Source organism: Candidatus Marithrix sp. Canyon 246 (genome assembly GCF_001723685.1).
GTDB lineage: Bacteria > Pseudomonadota > Gammaproteobacteria > Beggiatoales > Beggiatoaceae > Marithrix.
Map to the genome: position 1 here is coordinate 181,461 of NZ_MCBX01000038.1, position 13,861 is coordinate 195,321.

At 35.4% G+C, this 13,861-nt stretch carries 13 protein-coding genes; 7 read left to right on the forward strand and 6 right to left on the reverse strand.

Going from position 1 to position 13,861, the window contains the following annotated elements:
- Window positions 1–29: 29 nt before the first annotated feature.
- From BHU68_RS13545 to BHU68_RS13575, 6 genes are all read left to right on the forward strand, one after another.
- Window positions 30–1,406, forward strand: a complete 1,377-nt coding sequence (locus tag BHU68_RS13545; protein ID WP_069472570.1) for a form I ribulose bisphosphate carboxylase large subunit — start codon at window positions 30–32, stop codon at window positions 1,404–1,406.
- A gap of 13 nt (window positions 1,407–1,419) precedes the next feature.
- Complete coding sequence (locus BHU68_RS13550; RefSeq protein ID WP_069472571.1) at window positions 1,420–1,779, forward strand: ribulose bisphosphate carboxylase small subunit; 360 nt, start codon at window positions 1,420–1,422, stop codon at window positions 1,777–1,779.
- A 2-nt stretch (window positions 1,780–1,781) separates the two neighbouring features.
- Window positions 1,782–2,705 carry a lipoyl synthase gene (gene lipA, locus BHU68_RS13555; RefSeq protein WP_069472572.1) on the forward strand — a complete coding sequence of 308 codons (924 nt, stop codon included), beginning with the start codon at window positions 1,782–1,784 and terminating at the stop codon, window positions 2,703–2,705.
- A gap of 690 nt (window positions 2,706–3,395) precedes the next feature.
- Entirely contained in the window at window positions 3,396–5,555 is a 2,160-nt protein-coding gene (locus tag BHU68_RS13560; protein WP_069472573.1) for a tetratricopeptide repeat protein, read from the forward strand.
- Between the two features lie 589 nt (window positions 5,556–6,144).
- On the forward strand, window positions 6,145–7,905 hold the full coding sequence (locus BHU68_RS13570; protein ID WP_069472575.1) for a RyR domain-containing protein: 1,761 nt from the start codon (window positions 6,145–6,147) through the stop codon (window positions 7,903–7,905).
- Between the two features lie 5 nt (window positions 7,906–7,910).
- On the forward strand, window positions 7,911–8,237 hold the full coding sequence (locus tag BHU68_RS13575) for a DUF3301 domain-containing protein (RefSeq protein WP_069472576.1): 327 nt from the start codon (window positions 7,911–7,913) through the stop codon (window positions 8,235–8,237).
- On the opposite strand, the gene BHU68_RS13580 is transcribed toward BHU68_RS13575, so the two are convergent.
- Genes BHU68_RS13580 through petA form a run of 6 tightly spaced genes read right to left on the reverse strand, consistent with a single transcriptional unit; the run spans window position 8,234 to window position 11,753 of the window.
- The gene (locus BHU68_RS13580) at window positions 8,234–8,632 is read right to left on the reverse strand and encodes a type II toxin-antitoxin system HicB family antitoxin (protein WP_069472577.1); all 399 of its coding nucleotides are present in this window, start codon (window positions 8,630–8,632) and stop codon (window positions 8,234–8,236) included. The genes BHU68_RS13575 and BHU68_RS13580 overlap by 4 nt on opposite strands.
- 1 nt (window position 8,633) lies before the next feature.
- Window positions 8,634–8,822: a type II toxin-antitoxin system HicA family toxin gene (locus BHU68_RS13585; protein WP_069472578.1), complete on the reverse strand. Its 189-nt coding sequence runs from the start codon at window positions 8,820–8,822 to the stop codon at window positions 8,634–8,636.
- A 10-nt stretch (window positions 8,823–8,832) separates the two neighbouring features.
- Window positions 8,833–9,201, reverse strand: a complete 369-nt coding sequence (locus BHU68_RS13590; RefSeq protein ID WP_069472579.1) for a ClpXP protease specificity-enhancing factor — start codon at window positions 9,199–9,201, stop codon at window positions 8,833–8,835.
- 46 nt (window positions 9,202–9,247) lie between these two features.
- A complete protein-coding gene (locus BHU68_RS13595; protein WP_069472580.1) occupies window positions 9,248–9,943 on the reverse strand; it encodes a cytochrome c1 in 696 nt (231 codons plus the stop codon).
- On the reverse strand, window positions 9,943–11,157 hold the full coding sequence (locus tag BHU68_RS13600) for a cytochrome b (protein WP_069472581.1): 1,215 nt from the start codon (window positions 11,155–11,157) through the stop codon (window positions 9,943–9,945). Before BHU68_RS13600 ends, BHU68_RS13595 begins: the two co-directional genes overlap by 1 nt.
- Entirely contained in the window at window positions 11,157–11,753 is a 597-nt protein-coding gene (gene petA, locus BHU68_RS13605) for a ubiquinol-cytochrome c reductase iron-sulfur subunit (protein ID WP_069472582.1), read from the reverse strand. The genes BHU68_RS13600 and petA overlap by 1 nt, the downstream gene beginning before the upstream one ends.
- A 53-nt stretch (window positions 11,754–11,806) precedes the next feature.
- On the opposite strand from petA, the gene BHU68_RS13610 reads away from it, so the two are divergent.
- Complete coding sequence (locus BHU68_RS13610; protein ID WP_069472897.1) at window positions 11,807–13,807, forward strand: hypothetical protein; 2,001 nt, start codon at window positions 11,807–11,809, stop codon at window positions 13,805–13,807.
- The last annotated feature ends 54 nt before the right edge of the window (window positions 13,808–13,861 follow it).

A 13,861-nucleotide genomic window follows, 5' to 3' on the forward strand; every position in this document is an offset into this window, starting at 1 on the left:
GTTATTAGTTATAAGATAAGGAGACATTGATGTCAAATCAAAGTTATCAGGCTGGTGTACAACAATATCGCAATACTTATTGGGAACCAGATTATACGCCAAAAGAAACAGATTTTCTGGCATGTTTTAAAATTACCACAAAAAATGCTGTATCCTATGAGGAAGCAGCGGCTACAGTAGCAGCAGAATCTTCAACTGGTACTTGGACCCATGTATGGACTGATTTATTTATTGATTTAGAACGTTATAAGGCTCGTGTCTATCAGATAGAAGAGATACCGGGTTATGAAAAGACTTTTTATGCTTATATTGCTTATCCAATTGATTTATTTGAGGAAGGTTCTATTATAAATGTTTTTACCTCATTATTAGGAAGTGTATTTAACCTTAAAATATTAAGGGCATTACGTTTAGAAGATATAAGATTTCCAATATCTTATGTCATGACTTGCGGTGGTCCACCTAATGGTATGTTGGTAGAACGCGATAAATTAAATAAGTATGGTCGTAGCTTACTTGGTAGTCCAATTAAACCGAAATTAGGTTTATCAGCTAAAAATTATGGTCGTGCGGTTTATGAGTGTTTACGAGGCGGTTTAGATTTTACTAAGGATGATGAGAGTTTGCATTCTCAAGCTATTATACGTTGGCGAGATCGTTTTGAGTTTGTAATGGAGGCGGTAAAAAAAGCTGAGGCTGAAACTGGTGAGCGTAAAGGTCATTTTTTAAATGTAACTGCGGCTACTCCTGAAGAAATGTATAAACGCGCTGAGTTTGCGAAAGAGTTAGGTGCGCCTATTATTATGCACGATTATATTATTGGTGGTATTTGTGCAAATACAGGATTAGCTAATTGGTGTCGTGAGAATGGTATGTTGTTACATATTCAACGTACTATGCACGCGGTTATTGACCGTCATCCGTTTCATGGAGTACATTCACGTGTATTTAGTAAGGTATTACGTTTATCTGGTGGTGATCATTTACATACGGGTACAGTTGTGGGAAGATTAGAATCTGAACGCAATTCCACTAAAGGTTGTATTGATATATTACGCGAATCATATGTTAAGAAAAACCCTGATTATGGCATAATGTTTGATCAGGATTGGGGATTAACACCGGGAATATTTCCTGTTGCTTCAGGTGGTATTCATGTTTGGCATATGCCTGCATTGGTGTCAATTTTTGGTGATGATGCTGTATTTTTATTTGGTGGAGCTACGCTTGGGCATCCTTGGGGTAATGCAGCAGGAGCTGCTGCTAATCGGGTTGCGCTGGAGGCTTGTATAGATGCACGCAACCAAGAGATTGATTTGGAAGAACACAGTAAGGATATTTTAAGGGATGCAGCTCAACATAGCCCTGAACTTAAAATTGCTATGAAAACATGGCACGAATTTTAGTAATAAAAATAATATGAATGCAATGCAAGATTATCATTCAGGTTTAAATGATCCAAATAGTAGAAAATTTGAAATTTTTTCATATTTACCTGAAATGAGCGATGAGCATATAGAGTTACAGATTAAGTATATAATAAATAAAGGCTGGGTTCCAGCTATTGAACATACTGAACCTAATAATGTTGATGGTCATTATTGGTATTTATGGAAGTTACCAATGTTTGGTGAATCAAAGGTGAATAATATTTTAGCTGAGGCAAAAACTTGTCACCGAATTCATCCAACCGATCATATCCGTTTGGTTGGATATGATAATAAAAAACAATCAGTGGGAACTACTATGGTTATTTATCGAGGACCTATAAAATTTTAATTATGAATCCTATTAAACAGCGTGGTGCTGATAAAACGGCTCGTATTCCTATTAAGGTTGTTGCTACGACAACTCCATTACGTAAGCCTAAATGGATACGTATGAAAATACCTTCTGGTAATACGGTGAATCGTTTAAAAGAGAAGCTTAGGGAAAATAATTTACATACTGTATGTGAAGAAGCGGCTTGTCCAAATTTAAATGAGTGTTTTGCTGGTGGTACTGCAACTTTTATGATTATGGGTGATGTTTGTACCCGACGTTGTCCTTTTTGTGATGTTGCACATGGTCGGCCTGCGCCTTTAGATGCTGAGGAACCGGATAATTTGGCTAAAACTATTGCTGATATGAAGTTAAATTATGTTGTTATTACTTCAGTTGATAGGGATGATTTACGTGATGGTGGATCTGCACATTTTGTCGCTTGTATTGAGGCAATACGTGAACAATCAGCAAATACTAAAATTGAAATTTTAGTTCCTGATTTTCGCGGGCGTATGGATGTTGCTTTAGATATATTTGATCAAACACCACCTGATGTGTTAAATCATAATTTAGAAACTGTACCGCGTTTGTATAAACAGGCTCGCCCGGGTGCAGATTATAAGTGGTCATTGCAATTGTTAAAACGTTTTAAGGCTGAACATCCTGATGTTCCGACTAAGTCTGGTTTAATGTTAGGTTTAGGTGAGGAAATTGAAGAAGTTTTAGAAGTAATGGAAGATTTACGGGCGCATAATTGTGAAATGCTAACATTGGGGCAATATTTGCAACCTAGCCCTCATCATTTAGCGGTGCAACGCTATGTTACTCCTGAAGAATTTGATAATTTAAGGATTGAAGGGGAGAAAATGGGTTTTAAAAATGTTGCAAGTGGTCCAATGGTTCGTTCGTCTTATCATGCGGATCAACAGATTAAATATTAATATGCACCATCCTAGGGCGTTGCCCTAGGTTATATTATTTCGCCCCTTCAGGGCAATTCCAAATCCCAAAAAAACTACAGAGATTGCATATAAGCAGGGATGTAATAGCGGCTAAAATTTATTCTGTAGGTTGGGTTAGATTTTTTTACGCAGTAAAAAAACGTAACCCAACATTTTATGACTAATAAGTAATGCTAATATCACAAAAGCGGCACAGTCTTTACAAATAGATAGAGCAACTTTATCCAGAAAAGTTAGTGGATAAAATTCGGAATTTGTAACGGGGTTTTAGACCTGACAGGTTTTAAAAACCTGTCAGGTCTTTCACCTTGGATACAGTCTCGCCCAAACTAAAGTTTTGATTCTAATTTGCTGCCCCTGAAAGGGGCAAACATACAAGGTCCCTCCTAATGTCGGGAGAGCAAAATTGGTTCATCATTTTAGCCCTGAAAGGGCGATACATAATACATGACTTTTGAGAATTATTTCCTGAAAATTATCCAAAAATATCTAATTGATAAGCATTAATTATATATCACCCTAAGAGGGCTAACATTCTAACTAAATCAATCCTAGGGCGTTGCCCTAGGCTGGTATGTCTGCCCCTTTCAGGGGCAAACAACACTTTACAAATATGGATAATAATTTGCTATAGTAGTACAGCAATAAACGACCAAAAGGTAAATTATTATGAAGCAATTTGAAAATCGTGAGGTTCGTCTTTTTATTTCTTCGACTTTTCGGGGTATGCATGATGATCGCAAGGCTTTAGTTGATCATGTTTTTCCTGAAATTCGCCGTCGTTGTGCAAAGCAGGGTATTGGCTTTACTGAGGTTGATTTGCGCTGGGGGATTAGATCTGAGGATGTTGATCAAGGTTTGGCTGCGTCGATTTGTTTTCAGCAAATTGATACTTGTCAGCCCTTTTTTCTCGGCTTGTTGGGTGAATATTATGGTGCTACTTCTGATCAGCAAACTGAGAGTATTACTGAATTAGAGATAGTTTACGCAGTTTTGAATGTTGAGCCAAATCAAGCTTTATTTTATTTTCGTGATCCTAATTCTGCATATTCTGTTGCTGAAACTAATGCTGAAAATAGTGTTAAACAAGCAAGTTTAAAACAGCGTTTGCAAAAGCATGGTTGCCATATTGAGCCTTATAATCAACCTGATGATTTAAAATCTTTGGTTGTTGAGCCGCTGTGGGAGCAAATTTGTCATAGGTTTCCTGATACTCTTACCGCAAAACAACAACTCAATTTTGAGCATGATGCTTTTGCTAATAGTCGCCAAAGAGTTTATATTAAACGTGATCTTGATTTTGAGCGTCTTAGTCAACATGCTCAAAGTGATGATGCCCCTTTAGTTATTTGGGCTGAGTCTGGTAGTGGTAAAACGGCATTATTAGCCAATTGGGGCGCAGAATATCAGGATAATCATGCTGATGAATTAGTTATTTGGCATTTTTGCGGCAGTTCAGCAGATAGCACTAATCCAATTGTGTTGTTACGGCGGATTATGTTGAATTTAAAAAGCTTTTTTGAGATGGAAGATGAATTGCCGACTACTCCTGAAGCGATTAAGGATCAATTTGGTCAATGGTTAGCCAAAGCCACTAAGCCAGTAATTTTAATCATTGATGGATTCAATCAATTACAAGAATCTGATATTACACGCGGTTGGTTGCATTTTATTCCGGCTAAAATTCGTTTATTTGTATCGACAATTTCGGCAGATGATTTGCCGGCTGATTGGCAACGGTTTCAGTTGGCTTTATTAACTGATAAATCTGAGCGTAAAAAATTAATTACTAAATATTTACAACAATATGGCAAAAGTTTGGCGGATGCACCAATGCAAGATTTATTGGAGCATTCACAAACGGCAAATCCTTTGTATTTACAAGTAATTTTAGAGGAGTTACGAGTTTTTGGTGAGTTCGATAAATTGGAAGCTCACCTTAAAGAGCATTTGAAAACTGAAACTATTCCGGCTTTATATGATAAAGTTCTGGCACGTTTAGAGGCTGATTATCAAGCAGAAGAATTTCCGCATTTAGTCGCAGATAGTTTGAGTTTGTTATGGGCATCACGACAGGGGCTAAACGAAGCGGAATTATTGAAAATTTTGGATATACCTCAAGCAGTTTGGTCGCCTTTATATTTGGCTTTACAAAATACTTTAGTTAGCCGTGAGGGTTTGTTGAGTTTTTTCCATGATTATTTAAAGCAAGCGGTAGAGAATCGTTATTTGTCTAGCTGTGAAGATCAACAACAGTGGCATTTACGCTTAGCTAATTATTTTGAAGAACAAGAACTTGATAGCAGAATTGCAAATGAATTGCCTTGGCAATTGCAACAGGCTGGAGAGAAAGATCGGTTGCGGGATTGTATTAGTGATATTTCGATGTTTTTGCAGTTTAATGGTCAAGAATATGAGTTGTGGGGCTATTGGTTGGGGCTTGAACCTGATAAGACAATGGTTGAGGCTTATGGTGAGAGTTTAGCAAAGTATGAAGAAACTGAACAGCCTGAAGAAAATAATTTGGGTATTGTGTTGAATAATTTAGGTTTATTTTTTAATAAAGCTGGTTATTTTTCAGCAGCTATTCCTTTGTTGCGTCGCGCCTTAGAAATTAATGAAAAAGTCTTGGGCAAGCAGCATCCCGACACGGCGAGTTCTCTGAATAATTTCGCGGGTTTACTTGAAGCGAAAGGAGACTATGACCATGCAGAACCGCTTTACAAACGCGCCTTAGAAATATTTGAAAAAGTATTAGGTGCAGAACATCCCAATACAGTAACAGTCCGCGATAATTTAGAATATTGCAGAGCCAAAATAGAAAAATAAATAACAATATTGTCTGAATCAGGATTTACAAAATTAAAGAATTTACAGGATATATCATTCTTTATCAAAGTGAAATCCTGAAAATCCTAAAATCCTGTAAATCCTGATTCAGACAACTAAATTAATAAAGGAAAAAAACAAAATGAACTACCAAATCCACAAAAAAGGCCAAAACCTACTACACTGGCAATTTATAGGAATTATCGGCCTAATAGTACTAATTCTAGGACTAATAAGTAACTTCCTAGCCTACCCAGCCAATAACATAATAACAATATTCGACAACCTATCGCGTACCATACAACTATTTATACCCGAACAAGACTTGCTACAAGTTCCAGAAGGAGCATGGTATCTAGCAATTGCCAAATTTTTGGGAACTGTCGTTGCTTTCATCATAATCGCCCAAGTAATATTTCAAATATTTATCAACCAATACCAAATATGGCGACTACAACACAATAAAAATCATATTGTTATATCATGATTTGCAGAATGTGGACAACAAATTGCAATAGCAGCATTAGCCCAAGACAAAAATGTCATTGCAATTGAACTAGAAACCAAACTACAACAACAAGCATTTATCATGCAAAACAACAATATAAGCCTACTAATAGCCGATCCAACAGACAAAACCACATTATTGCAAGCCGCAGCTCACCAAACCGAGCGCGTGATTTTTGCCAATAAAAATAACCTCCTAAATATCCAAGGAGTAAATAACTTACGACAAATATTGCAACAACAACCCACAACCACCACCAAATATGCCCATATTCAAATAGACGACCCAAACCTAATCGAATCATTAAAAGAAGACCCACAATTCCTAAAATCAGACCAAAGCTTAAAAGTTATAACATTCAATAGACACCGCCTAACCGCACGACGTTTATTACTAAGCTACCCCCTATACCAATATGCAGATATGCGGGGACAAGATAGAATCCGAGTAGCCATATTTGGATTTGCTAATAAAGCACAACAAATGCTACTCCAACTAGCCAGCTCTAGCTACTACCGAGACTTCAAAGTCCCAGAAATAATAATAATAGACCCCCAAGCCAAACAACGCGGACAACAATTTATAAACCGCTACCCCGGCTTGCAAGACCCAGAAATCTGCAAACTTAATTTCATCGACTTTAACATAAAGACACAAACACCAGACGCAGAATTTTTACAAACACTTGAAAACCAAGGAAACAGTGCTTACGGTCAAAACCTGACAGCAATCTTATTTTGCCTTGAACAAGACAAGAAAAATATAAACGCCTCCCTACGATTGCGAATAAAAACCCAACAAACACGTATAGCACTAGCACCAATATTTGTTGAAATGACACAAGACTTACCAGCCCTATCAATACCCGTAGAAAAAACCCCTTATTTTGAGCAAGTGGTTCAACATTTTGGACAACTAGAACAAACATGTAGTTGGCAAGAAATAGTAGAAGCAAGTAGCGACAAACTCGCAAAATTCATACATAAAGCCTACAACAGCCGCTATGGAAAAGGCACAAAATGGCAAGACTTAACAGAAACCTACCGCGATGCCAATCGGGGAGCGGCAGATCATATAACAGTAAAACTAGCCAGCCTAGCCTATTGGATACCAGAAGATCCAAGCAACTGGAGCCAAACAGTAGATTTAACCGAAAACCAAGAATTACTAGCAAAACTAGAACACAAGCGTTGGTACGCCGAACGCCGACTAAATGGCTGGCAATACGGAACCACAAGAGATGACAACCGCAAAATCCACCCATGCCTAGTACCATACGAGCAACTACCAGAAGATGAAAAACAAAAAGATAGAACCAACATACAAGACTTACAAAACTTCTTCTCATCACAACAGCCCAAACAAGGAGAAAAAGTACGTAAAGCGATAACAATAGCCTTACTAGCGACAAAAGAATCACAACTGAATAAAGAATTCATCAAACAACTATTAACAAAACATAATGATTACCATATAACATTTATGACAGCCTTACAAAACCCCCTAGAACAGGAATTTGCAAAAATAGCCATTGAAGAAAAGCTAAAATTAATAATACCCCGCCCCTACCCAAACGAACAAAAATACCCAGAAGCCGACTGGATAATAGACCTACTACCAGCCGGGAAACAACCAACATCACTAACAACAGAAGAACGAGAAATACAACACCAACGCGCCATAATTTACCAACTAGAACGCGCAGACATAGTGATAATGGCAGAAGAAAATCAACAATGGATAAAATGGCGACAAGGAGAAGAAACCATACCAACCGAACTATCATCAATTCCAAGCTCTTTAAATAGAACAATTCCTAGTGAATTGATTATGGTTCACTAACGATCATGATAACAACAATAATACTATTATTATTAATAAGCCTTCTAACATGGTTTTGGTTTGACACATTAAAATCACGTGAAAGGGCAAAAAATATTTGTAAACAAAGTTGTAGAGAATTAAAACTACAATTATTAGATGATACCATTGCATTAATACGAATCAGATTAAAACGTAATAATCATGGTAAATTAATAGTGCAAAGACTATATCAATTTGAATTTGACGATGGTAATAATCAGCGTCAGACGGGAAGGATATTAATGCGTGGCATCTCCTTAGAAATGTTAGAGATGCCCGGTTATATGGATCGAATTATTCAACCAATTTAATGAGTAGATATATACTCTGTTACTGCTTGAGTCAATAAGCTAGAACGCGATTTACCATGCTTTCTAGCATAATTATCTACCGTATTTAATAAAATTTCTGGAATTTCAATGTTTACAGACTTTGATGGTATTGAAAGTTTACTCAAATCTACATCAATAATTGCCCAAATACCATCTTTAAAATCTTCATTTTGTTGATGTTGCTCTATAGCTGAAACTATTGGAATTGGCTCATTATCTATCAAAATGCCCTCAATATGGCACTCAATTGCTTCACGTGACATATCCATAGCTTCTTCTACGGTTGAACCTGCTGAAAAACACCCCGGAAGATCAGGTACTGTTACACTGAAGTCAGATTCAGTATCTTTATGTATAACTATAGGAAATTTCATTTTAATTCCACTCCCATCCTGCCTGTCTATAGATACTACGAAGTGTACCTATAGCTATATCTTTTCTTGGATGTGGCACTGTAACTTTACCAGATTTAGTTGGATGTTTAAATTGATGATGATCACCTTTAGTGTGATGCAATACCCAACCATCATTTTTCAGCCGCTTTATAATTTCTCGACTATTCATATGGATCGAATTATTCAACCAATGTAAGTGTTGGTTTTTTTGGCGGTGGAGACACTGCCTTCTGTTCTTCTGGCTCAGCTTGAAATGACATACCTTTGCCATTTTCTTGTGCATAAATTGCTAATACTGCTGGTATCGGAATAAATACATTAACTTGTTGCCCTGAAAATCGAGCATTGAAATCCACCGAATCATTATTTAATACTAAATTTTCTACCGCTGTTGTTGATATATTTAATATTATATTACCATTATCAACATGCTCACGAGGTACTTCACAGCCTTCATAATCCGCATTCACCAATATATATGCTGTAAAATCATTATCAGTGATCCATTCATGTACAGCACGTAATAAATATGGTTGCATTGATGTCATAAGTTTCTCCGAAAAAAAACCTGACAGGTGTCAGGTTTATAATAGACTAATGTATATCGCGCCAATATTCTTTTTTCAATGCATAAGCAAATAGAAAAAATATTGCAAGATATAATATGACTTTCCAACCTAAATCATAACGCGCTGCTTTATTAGGTTCTCCAACATAATCTAAGAAATTCACCAAATTACGTACATCTTGACGATATTGTTTAGCTTTGGCTTCATCTTCTTTATTTACTAATTCTAATTTATGATCAACCAGTTTTTGCCAACCTTGACGTTCCCATAAAACATGAGGCATACCAACATCTTTAAACACTAGATTGTTGACACCATTTGGGCGTGATGGATCTAAATAAAAACTTAATAAATAAGTATATAACCAATCTGTACCGCGAGAGCGAGCAGTAACACTTAAATCTGGTGGAATTACACCAAACCATTTTTTAGCATCATCTTTATCCATTGCTATATCTAAGGTTTCACCGACTTTTTCAGCACTAAACATTAAATTATCTTGTAATTCCTCATTAGTTAAACCTAAGTCTTTACCAATGCGTTGATAACGCATATATTTTGCAGTGTGACAACCGATACAATAGTTGACAAATAACTTAGCTCCTTGTTGTAAAGAAGCTTTGTCAGTAATGTCATTATTTGCATGTTGTAGCTGAACACCACCACTAGCAAAACTAATATTGGGTATTAAAAAAATTAAAGTTAAAATTACTCTTTTCATTAGTCAGTCACCCTTTCTGGAACCGGCTTGGTTTTATCTAGTTTAGAATAAATAGGCATTAATAAGAAAAATGCAAAATATATAGCGGAAAATATTTGTGCAAAAAGGGTTTTAATTGGCGTTGGTCCCACCATGCCTAAATAACATAAACCAAAAAAGCTGATAATAAATAAAGTTAAAGCCAATTTATAAATCCAACCTTTATAACGAATTGATTTTACTGGGCTTCTATCTAACCAAGGTAGAGCAAATAAAATTCCAATAGCTGCAACCATAGCAATTACACCCATTAATTTATCAGGTATAGCACGCAATATTGCATAAAAAGGTGTGAAATACCATAAAGGTGCAATATGTTCAGGTGTTTTTAATGGATCAGCAGGGAAAAAGTTATTAGCTTCAATAAAATAACCACCCAATTCTGGTGCATAAAATATTACCCCAGCAAACAACATTAAAAATACTGTTACGCCAACAATATCTTTAACACTATAATATGGATGAAAAGGAATTCCATCTACAGGAATACCTGTTTTTGGATCTTTATTCTTCTTAATTTCAACACCATCAGGGTTATTAGAACCTACTTCATGTAAGGCCATAATATGTAATACTACTAATACTAATAAAATTAAAGGTACTAAAATTACATGAAAAGCAAAGAAACGATTTAAAGTAGCGTCAGCAATTACATAATCACCGCGTATCCACAATGCTAAATCTTCACCAACATAAGGAATTGCACCAAATAAAGAAATAATAACTTGCGCACCCCAATAAGACATTTGCCCCCAAGGTAACAAATAGCCTAAAAATGCCTCTGCCATTAGACATACATAAATAAACATGCCTATTAACCATACTAATTCACGCGGTTTTCTATATGAACCATACATCAAACCTCTAAACATATGTAAATAAACCACGACAAAAAAGAATGATGCACCAACTGCGTGCATATAGCGAATCAACCAACCATAATTGACATCGCGCATTATGTATTCAACAGAGCCAAATGCTAATTCTGCATCTGGTTTATAATTCATGGTAAGAAAAATACCAGTTACTATTTGCAATACCAGCATTAATAATGCTAATGATCCAAAGTAATACCAAAAATTAAAGTTTTTTGGAGCATAATATTTGGCAAGATGTTCATTCCATAAACTCATTAATGGAAAACGACTATCCACCCAATCTAACATTTTATTCATTAAGCAGTAGCTCCTATTAACAGACGAGTATCACTTAAATAGGTGTAAGGAGGCACAACTAAATTGGTAGGTGCTGGAACACTCTGATATACTCGCCCTGCTAAATCAAATTTAGAACCATGACATGGGCAGAAAAACCCACCTTTCCAGTCAGGATCAATGTCATTCCCTGCCGGATTATCGGCTTCAACATAAGAAGGTGAACAGCCTAAATGGGTACAAATACCTATCAATACTAAATACTCAGGTTTAATTGAACGCCCAGCATTTTTAGCATAATCAGGTTGTTGACTAATTACCTCAGAATGAGGATCACGCAATTTATTATTTAAACTTGACAATTCTTGTAAGTTTTGTTCTGATCTTTTAACTATCCAAATAGGTTTACCGCGCCATTCAACGGTAAGCCTTTGACCTTCTTTGATTTTACTAATATCCACTTCTATTGGTGCGCCAGCAGCTTGTGCTTTAGCACTTGGAGAAAAGGATGTTAAAAAAGGTACTGCAACAAAACCAGCTCCAACAGCTCCAACTACACTTGTAGCTGCAACTAAGAAGCGTCGTCTGCTATTATCTTCAACTACGTTGTCAGTCATATTTATTTATATCTCCTTATACTATTTGTACTAAAACTATATAATAACATCCTATGCGTAAAAAGAAAAAACAATCTCAAACCTTGTCACCTGCCAATGCAGCTAAGTTATTAAGTAACCATAAATATAAAGATGCTATAGCTGCCTATAAAAAATTATTAAAATCAGAACCACGTCAAGAATGGTCTGACGCGCTAGCAAAAGCTTATTTGTTACGTTCTCATGAATTAGCTAATAAGGGCATGTATAAAGAAGCGGCTGCATTATGGGAAATTCGTAATAAACCAGATAATTTGGATCAGTATATATTTTGGCTGATTAAAGCTGAGAGTTATACACAAGCAGCGCGTTTTTTTATTGAATCAAACGATTCTATGCCTGAATTAAATCTGTTATTTGGAATGTTATTAGCCGCTGGTGTTAATGGCATTGAATTTCCTGAAGATCATATTTTAGTAAAACACTTGGTTTTCATTAAAGATGCTCTGTCAAGCTATGAACAAACAGATTATGAAGCTTGTAAAGCGGCTTTAAAGCAAATTCCTTTCCGTTCACCTTATAGAGATTATAGTACTATTATTAAGGGATTAATCTCAATTGAAACTGATGCTAGTTTGCAACTGTTTAATAAAATTCCAGCAGATTCTCCATATAAGAACTTAGCTACTGTTATTAGTTTATCAACAAATTCGCTGGAATCTATAGTTAATAAGCAGTTAAATCCTGCTGAATTAGCTTTGATAGCTAGTCTGAAAGGCTGGAATAATAAGCAAATTAACATTATTAATCAACTAAGAAAACCACACAACAATAAAACATTATTAGAAATAGTGATAAAAAATTGGCAACTTTTCGGTAAAGAAAAAAGTAGTCAATTTTGCTTAGCTTTATTGCCTCATTATCCTAGAGGAATTAAAGCTTATGAAAGTGAATTTGGATCATTATCATCATTTGAAAAAAATCGTATTCTCGCAATTCGCTCTGAACAAGATGAAGCTGATAAGTATTGGCGTAAATGTATCAAATATCTGAAACAGGAACAAAATAATGAATTAAAAATCGCTTTTATTTATCGTCATTTAGCCGAATTATCTGACAATGAAGAAGATATAGTAGCTGATTTAGAAGCAAGTTTATTATATGATCCAGCAGATAAAAACACTTATCTCAACTTAGTTAAATGGTATGAAGATGAGGGTGAATTAAAACCCTATCATAAATGTGTTGATACTGCACTGAAACAATTACCCACAGATCCAGATATTTTATTGCTTGCTATGGCATCTGCCACACGCAAAAAAGCCTTTAAGAAAGCGGTAAAATTTGCTCAAAGCTTATTAAAAATAGATCCAATTAATGCAAAAGCGCGTGATTGTGCTATCGCATCTCATATATCTCATGCTCGTAAATCAATTAAAACGAAGAAATACCATTTAGCTGTTAAAGAATTAGATTCTGCTATGCGGTTAGAAAAAAAATCTAATGGTATTGTGCAAATCAATCAAGCTTTATTAGCCATACATACTAGCGATAATCAAGCAATGGCTATTAAGAAGTTTGAAAAACAATTTGTCAATGATGATATCTGTGATCAATTTAGAATAATTGTTGAAAGTAAGCGTCAGTTTCTTGATTTGAAACTAACTAAACAAAATCTTATCCCTAATAAAAATGATGCTTTAAAATTACTTAATATAATTAATGCTTACTTGGAACAAAAAGTCGATTGTCTTAACGAAAGTGTGCAGAAAATCAAACCTACTATTATAAAAATGGCTAAACTTGATTTTTCTCAAGACGAAATGTTGAGTTTATGTGAGTGCTTTAAAGACTTAGCCAATTATGATTTATTAGGCAAATTTGCAACTACTGCCAATAAACGTTGGTCAAATCACCCAGCATTTATGTTTTATGAAGTTTATGCTGAAATTGATGGTAAAATTTTTAATTTAGAACCATATCAATTTCAAATAATTGATGAAGCAATGAGTATTGCAAACACTCAAGGAGATAACCGTACAGCAATGATGATTATTAATTTTATGATAAATTAATTTACAATAATAATTATTAAGGCTATATGCTAATAATATACAGAAAGGAGTACA